The following is a 14,622-nucleotide window of genomic DNA, read 5'->3' as shown; positions in this document are numbered from 1 at the left end:
CCTGCTCGACGCCGTGGACGCCGAGGGCAACCTCGCGGCGAGCCTCCTCCTCGACGACGCGCCCCGCCGCTTTTGCAGCTACCTCATCGGCGCGCACTCCCGCACGCACTACACGCCCCACGCGGCGGACCTGCTTTTCGCGCACATGCTCCGCTCCGCGAAGGAAGCGGGCAAGGAATACGTCCACCTCGGCCTCGGCGTGAACGACGGCATCCGGCGCTTCAAGACCAAGTGGGGAGGCCGCCCCGCCCTGCCCTACGTCATGGCGAGCTGGCGGGAAACGCCCCGCGAGACGGGCAGCGAAACCATAAGCAGCCTCGTCCGCATCCTCCTCGAATCGCCGTCGGATCTCTCCAAGCGCCAGATTTTCGACTCGCTGCCCCAGCAACGGCCCTTCGCCATGCTCTGGGAACTGACGAAAAACGGCAGGACCTCATGGATAGGCGGCACGGCCCACTTTTTCTGCTATTCGTTCGAGGCGGCTTTCCGCAATCTGTTCGAGCGGGTGGACACCGTATTGTTCGAGGGCCCGCTCGACGCGGACTCGCTGGACGAGGTGGCCCGCATCGGCAAGACGCCCGACGGCAGGCACCCGCCCCTGATCGATCTGCTTGAGGAGCCGGAAATCAGGCTGCTCGAACGGATCGTGCAGGGCCCCACCGGAAAGCTCGCCCGCTTCCTCAACGCGGCGAACCCCAACCCCGCCGACGTGCGGGGGCTGCTCGCAACCACCCGGCACTGGTATGCATTCTTCTCGCTGTGGACGGCGTATCTCGAACGGCAGGGCTGGAACCAGTCCGTGGATCTCTGCGCGTGGCACACCGCGCTCGAAATGGGCAAATCCGTCATCGGCATGGAAAGCCTTGAAGAACAGGTGGCGTCCCTGGAGTCCGTTCCCCTCGGACGGGTGACCGCCTTCTTCAGAAGCTGCCGCTCATGGAAGGGCTACGCCCGGCGCAACATCCATTCGTACCTCGACGGGGATCTTGAGGGGATGCTCGGCACGAGCACCGAATTCCCCTCGCGCACGGAACAGATCATCGACGGCAGGAACCAGCGTTTCCGCGAGCGTATGCGCCCGTTCCTCGAAGAAGGCCGCGCGGCGGTTTTCGTGGGGTCGGCCCACATGCTGCAACTGCGGGATATGCTCGCCGAAGACGGCTTCACGGTCCGGCAGGCGTACCCCACGTGGCGGCACAGGCTCCGCGCCGCGATCAGGGGCAGGAATGGCGGTTAGCGGGGAAATCCGGAGCCGGCCGGGGGAATCATTCCCCCCAATGGGGGAACGCCATTTTCCGCCATTGGGTGAAATCGAACCCTCGGAATGGGTAAAGGAGCTGAAAAAGGGCTCCCACAGGGCACAGTCTTTGAAGAAGATTGGAATCGTAAATGAAATCGGCTCCCTCCACAGGAGGGATAATCATAAAAATTTTTCGTCCCGGCGGAGTGCGATAACGCCGGCGGGCCCTGCCTGTTTCCCCATCAACCTTTTCCCTGAGCGCGCCGCGCGCGGGTTCCCGGAGAATGCCATGCCACCATCACGTTGGGCGTCGTTTGCCGCCGAGGCAGCCGTGCCCGAGCAGCTTGTCCCATACGTGCGGGCCGTTTCCGATCTCGAGCCACTGGAGTGCGGGGGCTTCCTCGCGTGGCGCAGCGGCCCGGCGCTGGTGCTTGTCGGGCATGACGCCGGGTTGAAGCAAGGCGGGACGGAACAGAAGTGCAGCAGGCCGGAAGCGGCCCGCCTCGACGCGGCGGTGCGTGAAGCCTCCTCCCTGCGCGGCATCGAATCGCTGACCGTCATCTCCCCATTCCGGCCCGATGCCGCCCCGGAATGGGCCGTTTCCACCAAACCCGACGCCTATTGGGGCATCCCCCTCCCCACGGATACGGCGGACATGGCCTATGGCCAAAAGCTCCGCAACCAGCTCCGGCGCGCCCGCCGGGACATTCTCACTGCACGGGAGGGCTGGAAACCGGATCATGCCGAACTGGTCGAACAGTATATCCGTTCGCGCCCCTTCGCGCCGGGGACGCGGCATCTCTTCCGGCATATCGGCCCGTATGTGGAGGCCGTGCCCGACGCCCTGCTGTTCGCGGCGCGGGACTGTGAAGGCGCGTTGCAGGGCTTCTCCGTGGGCGATTACACGGCGCTCGGAACCGTTTTCCATCTGTTCGCCTTCCGCGCCCCGGAAAGCCCGCCCGGCACGGCGGACGCCCTTTTGGACGCCCTCGCCGCAGAAGGCATCCGGCGCGGGCATACGCTCCTGAACCTTGGCCTCGGCATCAATCCGGGCATCGTGTTCTTCAAACGCAAGTGGAACGCGACGATCCTCCGGCCCCACGTGGAAACGTCATGGGCGGTGCAACGGCCCCAGGAAGCCGGCCTGCTCGGGTCCCTGAAAAAACTGTTCGGCATGTAGGAGAACCCCATGGCAAAAGACGGCGGCGCGGCCGATCCGCTGCGCGATCCCCGTTTTCAGGAACCTTCGGTTTGGCAGCTGTTCCGGGAAAGCCTGTTCGGCAAACCCCGCCTGCTTGACTGCATACAGGTGGAAGTCACCTCCGTTTGCCCGGGGCGCTGCGTCTATTGCCCGCATACCACGCAGGCCGGATACTGGCGCTCGCGGCACATGGAAGCCGCGACCTTCGCCCGCCTGTGGCCGCTCATGCAGGAGAGCGGGCGCGTGCACCTGCAAGGCTGGGGCGAACCGTTCCTGCACCCGCGGTTCATGGATTTCGCGGCGCTGGCGCGCAAGGCGGGCTGCCGGGTCTCCACAACCACCTGCGGGCTGCGCATGGACGAAACGCTTGCCGCGCAAATCGTGGGGAGCGGCATCGACATTGTAGCCTTTTCCCTCGTGGGCACCGACGAGGCCAGCAATGCCCCGCGCGCGGGCGTGCCGTTCAGCCGCGTCTGTGAGGCCGTGCGCACGCTCCAGCGGGTCCGCAAAGCCAAAATGGGCGTGCATCTGGAGCTGCATTTCGCCTACCTCATGCTCGCCTCGCAGATGGAGGCCGTGGAGGGCCTGCCCGATCTTATGGACGAACTGGACGTACACGCGGCGGTGATCAGCACACTGGACTACATCGCGGCGCCGGGGCTGGAAGCGGAAGCCTTTTCCCCGCACGAGGCCGGGAAACTGGACGCCGCCAGGAACATACTCGAACGCGTCGCCGAAGAAACCGCCAAACGCGGGCGCGGCCTCTACTACAGCCTGCCCTCCCCTCGGCCCGATGACGGCTGCGGCCTGTTCCCCTGCCGGGAAAACGCAGCCCGAACGCTTTACGTGGACGCGGAAGGGCGCATGTCCCCCTGCATCTACCTGAACCTTCCGGTGGATGCGCCTGCCTCTTCGCCCGAGGCCGTGAACCGCCGCGTGTTCGGGTCCGCCGTAGAGGAAGACCCCCTCGGCATTTGGCAAAGCGGCCCTTTCCGCATGTTCCGCGATGCGCTGCAAAGCCCTCTTCCGGATATCCCCTGCCGCACCTGCCCCAAACGTTTCGAAACGGGGAACTGACGCCTACCCCCTCCCGGTAAAACGATGCCCCGGAAACTTTAAATTCCGGGGTTCTTCTTTTGGGCTTTCAGACGGGTAACGCACGTCCATGACATCGTGGAGACAGGCCGTAGTTTCGCTTAAATTCGGGCCCCCGATTTTTTATTGAACGCCCTACCCTACCGCAATTCGTATGAGCCATAGGCAGGAAGAAGGCTCGATAGCGCGTCCCCCTATTGATAGTGAGGACCCCATAAAAGATCGGGAAGGGCTTGAAGGAATGTTTCCTTCACACAGCGTCGCATAGAAACAACGTGCTTTGGGAAACCCTTTTGGGGATGTGTTTACTTTAAATAGGGAACAGCTTGAAGCGTTTTTTCCTGTTTTGAAATCAAGAACAGAAAGATTTGACTTTTTCTTTCTTTCTATCATGTGGGGTAAAACGGAAAAAAGGCCGTTCAATATGGACGCGCAGAATATCCGTCCAACTCGTCCTCTCTTGTATGTATATATTGTTTTTATTATCTATTTTTGAATAGGGACATTTCTTTTCGTCATAAATATGATTGTCCGCGAAGAGCGGCCATTCTGTCCTTGCATGTTGGACAGGCATACTGTCCCGGGACACGCTGGGCGTCCAGAATGCAAGGACAGCATGTCCTGACATGCTATCCCCGCTCATTGGACTTCCAAAGTGTCCCTACTTCTCGGCGATCTGCATGTCCTTTCTATATGTCCGAGCTGAATATCCTCACAAAAAGGACATACGTTTTGTCCGAGCAGCTTGTTTGGGCATAATGTCCGATCAAAATATCCTGCCATAATATACGTTCTAAAAGGACTCTCACATGTTCCATTCAAAATGGACACTCATAATGTCCATGCAAACCGTATATGGTTGCCTGTCTCCGCCAGAGCGGTTGGGAATGCTCCGGTGGGGAGCAACAGCTCTGGACCTGCGGTGATACCTTCCGTTTCTGAGGGAGGAACGATGGTTGGGGAAAGGAGCATGAGGAAAACGCCTCAGGCCTCTTCTTTTGGTGGCCGGTGGAGGATACCAATTGTTGTAAGGAATATGCCCAACCGGAGAGGTGGGGGACGTTCCTGATGATGGGACGGCTTATGGATAATGTGGGTGTCCACTAAGGGAGTCCATATCGGATGCTTTCAGGGCGACGGGCGGATACTCAAAAGATTTGCAGTTCCTCCCTGTATGTTGGAGGAATACCGTATGATATGAGCGCGTCCATTTTGATAGTCTGTTTTGAGTGGACATTTTTCTGTAAAGATTCAGTTTTTTCATGTTTAAAGAATGAGAAAAACATTCATCTTATGAACATGCTATCAGAATATCTCTGCGTGTTTTTTGAAATATAAGAATGCGGACATGCAAAATGGACACTCAAAAAAAACGGATCAACATGTACTCCCAAAATGGCCTCTCAGAAAGTCCTGGCAGAAGGGAGGGGATACAACAAGGCTATGTAGAGAAGAATACCAGAGACTCGGGTGCATGGTTACACGTGAGGAACAAGGCGAAGGTTTACCTATGGCCTCACGAACTTTGGGGCTAAAATGAATATGTATTGAAGATGTCGGCATCAGTAACGGTACTGGGTGCAATAGGGGAGGATGGATGCTCAGCCGTAGAGTTTGTTTTCCTGCGCCGTTGATATGTTCGTTTTGTCCAGGGATGGGCCCATGCTGACATCGTTCAATCTTTTTGAAATCGTGTTTCGCCCTATGGTGAATAAAGGCATCGCTCGTGGAGTTAAGCGCTATCCCCAACGGGTTCCGGGGTTGAAAGATTTTTGAGTGGGCGGCGTTCAAAAAGGGCTGCATGGGAGAATGGCTCCCCCTGAAGGCAATGGAAAAGGGATAGGATAACAGCCGGTGATTTCCGTGTAGCGTACCCTAGAGCGGGTGGATACTCGTAAAAACATATTTGATATACGAATTTTTTCAGGTAACCATCTGTTCTTCAAGCATTCTTTTTTTGTATGTTCGCTTGTCTGAAAAATAACAGACAGGGAATTGTAATATACTGAAATAAAATGATTTTATTTCAAACAAAAAATCCGTCAAGGGAACCGCTCTTGATGCGCGAGCCCATCCGCTGTGTAAGGGCGAACATTCATCGAAAGAAATATAGAAAAAAAATAGACTAAAAATGTTGTGCTTCAACGTTTTTTATTCTATCTGAAAACCAAGTCGTTCACTAAAAGGAGATTCCGATGGGCAAGATCATTTCGGTCGTCAACAACAAGGGTGGTGTGGGGAAGACGACGATCACCGTCAATCTCGCACATGCCCTGGCCATGCAAGGGAAAAAGGTGTTGATCGTCGATGTGGACAGCCAGTGCAACTCGACTTCCTTCTTCAACCTCGCTCCCGGCTGTGCTTCGCTTTACGAGCTGCTTGCCTCGGTTTATGACGAAGAAGCTCCCGAAATCAAACCTGAATCTTGCATCTATCCCACAGAGATCGGTTGCAGCATCCTCCCGAACGTTGAGGAGATGGCCTTCATCGAAGCCGAGTTCTATAAGAACGAGTCATACATCGTCGCCCTCCGTGAACGGCTGAGAGAGTACGCTACCAAAGAGTTTGACATCACCCTTATAGACTGCCCGCCTTCAATGGGGGCTTTCGTGTATATGGCGATGATCGCCTCCGATTTTATCATTGTGCCCATCCGTGCGGGGTCGCGTTTTTCGCTCGACGGTATCACGAAAACCATCAATGCTATCAACCAGATCCGCCGCACGAAGCTGAACGAAGGGCTTGTCCTGCTTAAGTTCCTGTACAATATGGCTGACTTGCGTCGGCTTGCGGACAAGCACTCTCTGACCATCCTGAACAACCGTTATCCCGGACAGGTCCTCACCGAGTACATCAGTGAGGCGACCATGCTCCGATCCTCCGAGATGCTCTCCGAAACGGTGTTCCAATCTTCACCCCGCAGTAAGGTGGCGGCGAAATTCCGTTCCGTCGCCCGTGAAATCCTCGCCGCCCTCGGCATGTAAACAGGAGCCTCTGATGACCCCCGGACAGACGCATCCCCGCAGACGCGGCCTCAACGAACTGATGGAATCCGTCGCGGCCAAGCTGGCAGAGCGCCCAGATCACATCGCGGCGGCCAGAGTCCTTGAGGAGATGCAGGCTGACGCCGCGAAAATCTCGCATAAGGCGGATGATGTGGACGTGCAGAATAGACAGTCTGAAGTGTCCTCCTCCTCCTCCTCCTCCTCCTCCTCCTCTGTGGACGCGCAAATTGATTCTCCTGAGTGTCCTGACAAAGTGGACGATCAGAACGGACTTGCAAGTGGACTCGCCACGGAGGCACGATCTGACGTCTCTGTAAAGACAGAAATTGAGGACATGCAAAATGGACAGCCTGAACTTACTGTCAAAATGGACGCTCAGGCGTCTCAGCACTCTCCTTCGCAACGAGAAGCAACGGGAAAATATTCTGAAACTTCAAGCCTTGAGTCTCTGAGCGCGCCCTCTACATGGACGCCGATAGTGGACACTCTAAGTGGACATTCAAAAGTATCTCCGGCTGTTCCCCGTCCCGATGGACGGAAACGGCCTTACCAAGTGGATGTTCAAAATGGACACTCAGAATATCCTGACAAAAGATCCTCTCACCATGAAGAGCTGCTTGAGCGGAAGACAGAGCCACCGGTGGAGAACAGGCTAGAGGCGGGGACTTCCACGGAGCAGGGAACGTCTGCCTCTCGTAAGCATGATCAGGAAGAAACCGTACCTGTTCAGGCTGCTGAGATGACATTGCGTTCGCCCATATCGGACACTCTGAATGTCCGCTCACGCCGGACAGCCAAAGTTGACGTGCAGACAGGGGCCCGGTGCAAACCCAAGAGGGTCGGAGAAGGGCAGATCAGCCTCCTCAGGCCTCTGGCTCCAGTGCATGGGGCCAATCCGACGAAGCTCTTCAAGTGGCTTTACGGAATCGGCAAGAAAGAAACCATCGACCTGACCCTCCCCATTATTGAGGAGACCATCGGTATCGATGCGCGCACCTGCCGGCGGATCATCGCTACATGGGCGGAGACGGGCGTGTGCGAGAAAACGGTCCATCGGCGGGGGATGCGTATCCGGCTTCTTATGGATGAAAAGGAGGCACTCGGCGCGCCGCGTGCCGCTTCCCCTTCCGTGTCGGCTTCTCCGGCGGATGAGCTGGAGAGGGCGCTGCCCGAGCTGTGCCCGAGGCTGATGGAGGTCGGTTTCACCGCCAAGCACCTGCGCCGGATCAAAGAGCTCCTCGCCGTGCAGAACATTGACCCCGGTTCCCTCACGGACGCCCTCCGGTATGCGGAGTATGAGCTGGAACACGGCCAGATGGTGGACAGCAAGGGCCAGCCCGTTTCGCGCCCGGTGGATTGGGTCTTTCGCTGCCTGTCCAAGGACGGGACCTACCGTATCCCCACGGGGTATGTTTCTCCGGCGGAATTACGCCGCCGGGAACGCGAAGAGGCCGTGCGCCGGGAACGCGAGGCGTTGGAGGCCGAGCGGAGGCTGCTCGAAGAAGAGGCCGCCCTTGCCCTTGAAAAAGAGGTCGAAGCGATGTTCCGTCAGCTGCTCGATGAACCCGACGGCCCGTTTGCCGCACAGATCCTGGAGAAGGTTCCCGCTGTCCTGCGTTCACGCGGGGGGTTGGAGAACCCGCTGGTGCAGAAGGCCTGCCGGATGCAGATCAGCTATATGCTCCAGGACGCCGTCGGAGCGGGGCAGTAGGGCTATTCTGCGTGTCCATTCTGTACGGACACACAGCATGGACACTTTGGGTGGATAGTGTGCCCGTCCGGGATGCGTGCGGTTGCGCATGGACAGGCAGCCCGGCCGGAAGGCCCGGACAGCGTGTAAGGGCAGGATGTCCGGACATGCTGGACACCCAATCCGTCCGAGGATGCTGTGAGCGGCCTGTGAGACAGGACAGAATGGCCGCACACGCCGGACAGTCTTACTGGCAATGCCCCGGACACTCTGACAGGGAAAAAAGACTGTAAAAACAGTGTAGACTCTCGTGAAGGGACAACTTGAACGTCCATTTTGATCGGATAATCTGATAGGACATTCCCTTCTCCTATAGAAAGAGAGAAAGAAAAACTCTTTCTCTCCCCAACGATTCAAGACAAAAGGTGCTGCTGCGAATGGCTTCCAAATCGACCAAAAAAGATCTTGTCCAACACATAGCGAAGGCTCTGGAAGTGAGCCCTGTGGAAGCCGAACGGGTTATGCTCGTGGTTATGCGGTACGTCCGGCGGCAATTGCTTGAAGATACATCGGTGATCCTGCCGGGCATCGGAACGCTGGCCGTGACGGAAACCGCGGCCCGTCTGGGGCGCAATCCCCACACGGGGCAGCCGGTGCCCATTCCCCCGCGCAAGACGATCAAGCTCAAGGTGTCCAAAGACCTCAAGGAAGCGATGGAGCCTTCCGAAACCGTGCGCACGGGCGGGGCCGATTTTGACGCCCAATAGCTCCGCCGTTCCGGAGCACGCCTGAAGGCTGGGCCTGGCCGGAAGGGGCTTATCCCTCGAAAAGGACGATCCGGTTTCTGCCGGATGTCTTGGCTTCATACAGCGCCTGATCCGCATGGGTCAGCACTTCGCAGATGTCCGCATCTTCCCCGAACGAGCGGTGCGCAATGCCGATGCTGACCGTCAGCTTGCCCGTCCGGGAATCGGGATGGACAAGGTCCAGCGCGGTCACTTCTTCCAAGATGCGCTGTGCCACGGTCATGGCCGAATATTGTCCGGCCCCGGCCAGAATGATGGTGAATTCTTCGCCGCCGTACCGGAATATCCTGTCCGAATCCCGCAGGAGCGCTTTTTGCGTGGCCTGCGCCACGGCTTTCAGGGCGGCGTCCCCGGCCTGATGCCCGAACCGGTCATTGTAGTTCTTGAAGAAGTCGAGGTCGAGCATCAGCAGGGCGAGCGGCGTGCGCGCCGGGATGCGCTCCATCGTTTCCTCAAGCGCCCGGCGGTTGTATACGCCGGTCAGCGCATCCCGGAAGCTGAGGTCAGCATACTGGTCCCGTTCCTGCGCGAGCTGGCCGGAACGGGTGTTCAGTTCGTCCATATGGCGGCTGATGTCGGGCAAAACGTCGAGTACGTCCTGCAATTCCCGGATGCGTACCCGGGGAAGTTCCGAGATGGAGTGCCCGGAACGGATGGTCCGCAGCGCCTGAGAGAGCAGGGACAGGGGGCGGAGGATCTGAAGGTGGATGAGCAGCAGCGTGGCCAGCAGCCCCGCGAGCAACGCGGTCCCCATGATCGGGAACAGTTCCTTGATGCGTGAAACTTCCTCGTTGATGTGGGACATGCTCCGGTAAATCCATTCGGCCTCGTGGGTCGAAACGGCGTCGCTGAGCTCGCGCAGTTTGCCGTCGAGGGTGTTCCAGAGCTGTTTGGCTTCCACGTGGCCTCTCGCGAGCTGCGTCCAATTGGACACGATGCCGTCCCAGTTCGTCCGGAATTCCCCGCAGTCCTTGAGCAGCGTCCGTTCAGGGGGGTCGGCCTGTTCCGCCTTGGCGCACATGTCCATCAGCGGGCGCAGGCTTTCCTGCAGGCCCTGCTTGTTGGCCGTGTTTCTGGAGAAATCCTTGTCCAGGTGCCGCGCACTGTGCCTGAGGGGATAGCTGTATTCCATCCCCGCCCGCATAAGCAGCCGCCCGAGCACGTTCGAAAAAAAGATTTCCGCATGATGGAGCCGATCCTCGGCCAGATAGCTCTGCTGCCTCAGCTCAATGAGACGGAGGAGTTGCGGCCTGATCTCATCCATTTTGCTGGAGAAGTCCACCGACGTCTCCTCAAAGACCGATTCCGCGATCAGCGCCTGGGCGGTGATGCCCGCGTTCCGGCTGATCGTGGGGTCGGACGCGCTGTACACCAGCGCGATGTTGCGGCGCATGTTTTCGACGTTGAGGAGCATCTGCTGCTTGGCAAGGATCTGCGGCAGATGGCTGTTGCTGGTGGAGAGCGCCAGATTTTTGATCCGTTGAAGGTCATTGGTGAAGATAAAAGAGACGAAGGCCAGCAGCGCCAGCAGGGGCACTGAGACGAGCACGGGGAAAAGGTTGATGCCGAGTTGTCGTTTCCGCTTCGGCTCCGCGTTTCGGGAAGGCTTGCAGTACATGAACGCGCTCAATAAATGCTGAAGGGGAAATATTTGCGTACGATGCGGTCGTACTCGCCGTTCAGTTTGATATGGACGATGGCTTCGTTGATCGCCTCGATCAGTTCGGAATTGTTTTTCCGGACGCCGATGTGGGCATAGGCGAGGTCTTCGTCGGGCGGGAGGGGATCATCCAGTATGGCGAAAGGCTGGCCGCGCTCGCTCTGGAGGAATTCGTACCCGGACAGCCCGTCCACGAGGATGGCGTCCAGCTGTCCGGCGCAGAAGGCGTCGATCAGTTGCCCATAGGTAGGAAAACGGATGATTTCAGCCACGTTGACCCAGTGACTCCGGAGGAAGATCTCCTGCTGCGTATGATCCTGGACGCCAACGCGTTTCCCTTTCAGGCCTTCGGCGCTGACGGCCACGCTGCCCGGAAGCCCCAGATAGATGGAACGGGAGTGGTAGTAGCTGTTGGTGAAATCCATATACGCCAGCCGTTGTTCGTTTTTGGCAAGCCCGGCAACGATCATGTCCAGCTCGCCCCGGCGCATTTTTTCGAGCAGCGTGCCGAAAGCAAGGGGTTCGACCGTGCAGGAACGGCGCATGGCCTTGCACAACGCCTCAGCGATCTCCGGGTCGAATCCGGCCTGCGTGCCCTCGGCGGGAAAGGAGAAGGGCGCATAATCGTCTTCCACGCCGATGCGGAGGATTTCCTCGGCTCCGCTGCGGGGCGGGAACCCCGCGAACAGCAGCGCGAGGAGGAACCCAGCCAGAAGAACGGGCCGGAGTGAAGAAAAAGACGGTATCGTGATTCTCAAGGGAAACTCTCTCGGGGGGCAACCCGCAGCCCCTGCGCCGTTTTCGGCGGGGCTCGCGGGACGCTTCAATGTGATGCTCTCGTTTTCAAGGAGGAAAAAGCGTTCCTCAGGCCTTAACGTCGGGAAGTTCCCCAACAACCAAATCGGGAAAACGACGGAGCGGTGGGAACCCCGGAGGAGCCGGGATAAAGCCGTGCGGCGGAACTGGCGGCGGGTAGCGTCAGTTCCCGAAACCGCTCGATACGCGGCGTCGGGACCGGACAGCCGGATGGGGTTGGCCGCTTTTCCTGAGGTGCGGCCTGTCCTTTTCTAAAGGATATTTCGGCCCGTTGCAATCAGTGTTTGGGGAGGAATAACGCTTTATTATGATAAATTGCCCCGCTTTATGGCGAAGTGGGGGATGGACGTGAAAGCGGCCCCGGGCCTGAGGGGAACGCCTCCGGATGCCGCGGTTTTCGGAACAAAGGACCGGTGCGGGCAAGATATCTGCACATAATCATATGGAATGGCTATAAAATTGCGGGGAAGGCCCCTTCCCCGCTGGGGATACCACAGCGGCGAATGCCGGGGAGAAGCGGGCACGGGAGCAATCATGCGGGGGAGAGGCTGGCGTGCTGTATTTTGTTTTTTCTCCGCAATCCTGTGGCGTGTTCCCCGTTTTTTGGGCGATCGGTTCTCCGTTCCGCACGGAGACTCTGTCCGGCATCCGTTTGGGATACGGGGCCGGGCGGAGCCCGCCTGTGCTTGCGCTCCGCCAACAGGCGGGGAGGGCACTATTTTATCACATAATCTTTTAAATTATGTCAATTTTATACCACGGAAAGTAGCTGCGAAATCCTTCCCCCCAATGCCCGGCATATACGCGATCCGTTTGTGCCACGCCAGATAGTATTGGGTATTTGGGCAAGCGGGATCTGGTGGGACTTAGGGGGATCTGGTGGGACTGGTAGCTGTGTGAAGTTGGTGGGTTAGGTAGGAGTAGCGTAGGAAAATCGGTTCGTGGCGTCAAGGGTTCGTATTGCCGCCTAGTTTTGGGCATACCGGACAGCTTCTCCGGTTTGTACCGTTTAGTTTTGTGTATGAATGGATACCCCCGTTGCATGTCAATTCTGACATAAAACGGGGGTCTTTTTTTATCTATCCAAGTTTGCCCATTTCAGCAGGGCCACGACTAGTAAGCGGTTTGTCCATACGCTCCTCCAGGCGGGCGCATTTCTCGCGTAATTCACCGTTTTCTTTCCAAAGTTTACGGTTTTCCTCTATTGCTTCATCTCGTTGATATTCTGCCCTTTCTAATTTTCTTTCAATTTTGTCACAGTATGTACGCAACGCTACAAGTTGACTACAAATATCTGTCTCCATATTTACACACACATCAATTTTTTCACACTCTTGAGCCGTCTCTCCGCGATAAAGCCATTCTGTACTAATATTAAATAATGAAGATATCTTAGGAAACCAAGAGGCGGGAATTTTGGCACGCAACCTAGCTGCTGCTATCGACTGCCGAGATAACCCTAATACCTTAGCAAGATCAGCATCTGTAGTAACTTTTGCAGCCTGTTTAAACCTATCAAGAATATCATCTACGCTTGCATGTTCCATAGCATAACCTGCAAGTAAACATGCAATTCAATACGAAAGGCATATTTACTATTATTATAGTATGTTATAGTAAAGTTTAAAAAATGTTAACATGCAAGCGCTTTTTTGTTGACTTGTATACAAAAATTAGTCAAAAAGAACTTGCGGGCGGTTGACATGAGAATTGACAAATCAAGTTTACCCGTCCCGTTCCACAAGATCAACGTCCGGGCTTTTGAGAAGTTCGGACAAGCGGCGGGGACTCCACCATGTCTCAATTATCCCTTTTCGACTGTGATTTGAGCCGGATCGCCGGACTCATGCCCGCCGTGCGCGCGGCCATGCGTCGGGCAGCTGGTAATCCCGACGGCGAGGGACGCAAGGCGCTGGTAGACAAGATCAATTCCATCGCCAGAGACGCCGAAGTCCGCTTGACGGCGGGCCGCGCGGAGTCCGTATCCAAGGACGTTTTGGACAAATGGCTCAGTCCGTCGGACGTGAACCATCCGCCCTCGATCCTCGCCGTGGTCGTGTTCTGCAAGGCTACCGGAGACCATGAGCCGCTGCGCGTCATCCTCGCCGCCTGCGGGCTCGACGTCATGACGCCGGAAGACCGGAAATTCAGGGATTACGGCAAGGCCGATCTGGAAATGAAGGCGGCGAGGAAACGCAAGAGACAACTGGAGGAAGGGCTATGAGCTGGCAGGCAACAAAGGAACGGGCGGAACTGGGATCGAAGCGGTGCTTCTATTCCATGCGCATTCATGAGGCGTTGCGGCGCAACGGGCGTTCCGCCGCCGTGGTCGCCTACGAAATCGGCGTCAGCCGTGAGGCGGTCTCCGCGACCATCCTCGGCAAGAATCATTCCGAACGGGTTTTGAACGCGCTCCGCTCGGCGGGCGTCCCGGAAAAGTACCTTTTTGACCCCCGCCGCGTTGAGGCGGCGGGGAAGGAGGCGGCGGCATGAGTACGCAATATATGACAAGTGTGGAATCAGACGATCTGCTTTGCATCGTCGAAGGGCTTTCCTGGGAGGACGCCATTAATGCTCTTTATGCGGCCCTCTGTACGAAGGCCGACGAACGGGGTTTTACCATCAACTGTCAGCTCCAGAGGCAGATTCCTTTACTGCCTCCTCGCTATCGGCGTCGGAATCCTCCCAAGGGTTATAGTCAGGAAAAGGCCACAGAGCCTCCATTTCATGAATTACTTCTTCAGACAGGACGGCAGAAAAAGACAACGCGTCACGATAGGAAGAGCCTATAATCGAAGACACACGGTCGGCAGCGCTCACGAGCACGCACGCTTTCTTGGCAAAATAACATGCCGACAGGATGATCATCCCTCTTTCCAAATTTGTCTTCCATAATGGCCTTTTCTTTCGTTGTCCTGGGGTTTGAGAAAGGTATTTAAATGCCTGTTCTTTATGGGCGTAGACTATCTCAATCCATCCGGCTTTTCCTATTTTCCGTAAAGCCTGGCTGAGATGCAATAGGGCATTGTCTCCGCCCAGGTCTTCGAAAAGCTCGTCGCGAAGCCTGTCAAAGTTATACAGATATGTGAAAAGCGGCATATTTCCGCCT

The 14,622-nt window shown here is 57.1% G+C and carries 12 protein-coding genes; 8 read left to right on the top strand and 4 right to left on the bottom strand.

The features are described from left to right. From HMPREF0178_RS18485 to HMPREF0178_RS18460, 6 genes are all read left to right on the top strand, one after another. A partial coding sequence (locus HMPREF0178_RS18485; RefSeq protein WP_083832553.1) for a TraB/GumN family protein occupies positions 1-1,237 on the top strand: 1,237 nt, incomplete at its 5' end. 292 nt (positions 1,238-1,529) lie between these two features. Next, the gene (locus HMPREF0178_RS18480) at positions 1,530-2,420 is read left to right on the top strand and encodes a hypothetical protein (protein ID WP_039959401.1); all 891 of its coding nucleotides are present in this window, start codon (positions 1,530-1,532) and stop codon (positions 2,418-2,420) included. 9 nt (positions 2,421-2,429) lie between these two features. Then, positions 2,430-3,518: a radical SAM/SPASM domain-containing protein gene (locus HMPREF0178_RS18475; RefSeq protein WP_009381218.1), complete on the top strand. Its 1,089-nt coding sequence runs from the start codon at positions 2,430-2,432 to the stop codon at positions 3,516-3,518. A 2,213-nt stretch (positions 3,519-5,731) separates the two neighbouring features. Continuing rightward, positions 5,732-6,520, top strand: a complete 789-nt coding sequence (locus HMPREF0178_RS18470) for a ParA family protein (RefSeq protein ID WP_005030052.1) — start codon at positions 5,732-5,734, stop codon at positions 6,518-6,520. A 760-nt stretch (positions 6,521-7,280) separates the two neighbouring features. Further along, the gene (locus HMPREF0178_RS18465; protein WP_039959360.1) at positions 7,281-8,252 is read left to right on the top strand and encodes a hypothetical protein; all 972 of its coding nucleotides are present in this window, start codon (positions 7,281-7,283) and stop codon (positions 8,250-8,252) included. A 416-nt stretch (positions 8,253-8,668) separates the two neighbouring features. Then, positions 8,669-8,998 carry an HU family DNA-binding protein gene (locus HMPREF0178_RS18460; protein WP_005030048.1) on the top strand — a complete coding sequence of 110 codons (330 nt, stop codon included), beginning with the start codon at positions 8,669-8,671 and terminating at the stop codon, positions 8,996-8,998. Positions 8,999-9,047: 49 nt separating this feature from the next. Here the strand turns inward: HMPREF0178_RS18460 and HMPREF0178_RS18455 are convergent, their stop codons facing one another. From HMPREF0178_RS18455 to HMPREF0178_RS21225, 3 genes are all read right to left on the bottom strand, one after another. Further along, positions 9,048-10,655, bottom strand: a complete 1,608-nt coding sequence (locus HMPREF0178_RS18455; protein WP_009381216.1) for a GGDEF domain-containing protein — start codon at positions 10,653-10,655, stop codon at positions 9,048-9,050. Between the two features lie 8 nt (positions 10,656-10,663). Beyond that, positions 10,664-11,455, bottom strand: a complete 792-nt coding sequence (locus HMPREF0178_RS18450) for an ABC transporter substrate-binding protein (protein WP_009381215.1) — start codon at positions 11,453-11,455, stop codon at positions 10,664-10,666. 1,137 nt (positions 11,456-12,592) lie between these two features. Continuing rightward, positions 12,593-13,060 (bottom strand): helix-turn-helix domain-containing protein, encoded by a 468-nt coding sequence (locus tag HMPREF0178_RS21225; RefSeq protein ID WP_083832552.1) that lies wholly within the window; start codon positions 13,058-13,060, stop codon positions 12,593-12,595. Between the two features lie 248 nt (positions 13,061-13,308). On the opposite strand from HMPREF0178_RS21225, the gene HMPREF0178_RS18445 reads away from it, so the two are divergent. Together HMPREF0178_RS18445 and HMPREF0178_RS18440 are read left to right on the top strand one after the other, a co-directional pair. Continuing rightward, positions 13,309-13,737: a hypothetical protein gene (locus tag HMPREF0178_RS18445; RefSeq protein ID WP_009381214.1), complete on the top strand. Its 429-nt coding sequence runs from the start codon at positions 13,309-13,311 to the stop codon at positions 13,735-13,737. Continuing rightward, the gene (locus HMPREF0178_RS18440) at positions 13,734-14,006 is read left to right on the top strand and encodes a hypothetical protein (protein WP_009381213.1); all 273 of its coding nucleotides are present in this window, start codon (positions 13,734-13,736) and stop codon (positions 14,004-14,006) included. The genes HMPREF0178_RS18445 and HMPREF0178_RS18440 overlap by 4 nt, the downstream gene beginning before the upstream one ends. Positions 14,007-14,135: 129 nt before the next feature. Here HMPREF0178_RS18440 and HMPREF0178_RS18435 read toward each other — a convergent pair whose 3' ends face one another. Continuing rightward, entirely contained in the window at positions 14,136-14,612 is a 477-nt protein-coding gene (locus HMPREF0178_RS18435; protein ID WP_039959358.1) for a hypothetical protein, read from the bottom strand. Positions 14,613-14,622: the final 10 nt, after the last annotated feature.

Origin of the sequence: Bilophila sp. 4_1_30 (assembly GCF_000224655.1) — a bacterium.
In the GTDB taxonomy this organism is placed as follows: Bacteria; Desulfobacterota; Desulfovibrionia; order Desulfovibrionales; family Desulfovibrionaceae; genus Bilophila; species Bilophila wadsworthia.
This window is presented reverse-complemented; position numbering and strand designations above follow the sequence as displayed.

Coding starts and splice junctions, on each gene's coding strand:
- HMPREF0178_RS18480 (WP_039959401.1), top strand. CDS start 1,530: ATGCCACCATCACGTTGGGCGTCGTTTGCCGCCGAGGCAGCCGTGCCC.
- HMPREF0178_RS18475 (WP_009381218.1), top strand. CDS start 2,430: ATGGCAAAAGACGGCGGCGCGGCCGATCCGCTGCGCGATCCCCGTTTT.
- HMPREF0178_RS18470 (WP_005030052.1), top strand. CDS start 5,732: ATGGGCAAGATCATTTCGGTCGTCAACAACAAGGGTGGTGTGGGGAAG.
- HMPREF0178_RS18465 (WP_039959360.1), top strand. CDS start 7,281: ATGACATTGCGTTCGCCCATATCGGACACTCTGAATGTCCGCTCACGC.
- HMPREF0178_RS18460 (WP_005030048.1), top strand. CDS start 8,669: ATGGCTTCCAAATCGACCAAAAAAGATCTTGTCCAACACATAGCGAAG.
- HMPREF0178_RS18455 (WP_009381216.1), bottom strand. CDS start 10,655: ATGTACTGCAAGCCTTCCCGAAACGCGGAGCCGAAGCGGAAACGACAA.
- HMPREF0178_RS21225 (WP_083832552.1), bottom strand. CDS start 13,060: ATGGAACATGCAAGCGTAGATGATATTCTTGATAGGTTTAAACAGGCT.
- HMPREF0178_RS18445 (WP_009381214.1), top strand. CDS start 13,309: ATGTCTCAATTATCCCTTTTCGACTGTGATTTGAGCCGGATCGCCGGA.
- HMPREF0178_RS18440 (WP_009381213.1), top strand. CDS start 13,734: ATGAGCTGGCAGGCAACAAAGGAACGGGCGGAACTGGGATCGAAGCGG.
- HMPREF0178_RS18435 (WP_039959358.1), bottom strand. CDS start 14,612: ATGCCGCTTTTCACATATCTGTATAACTTTGACAGGCTTCGCGACGAG.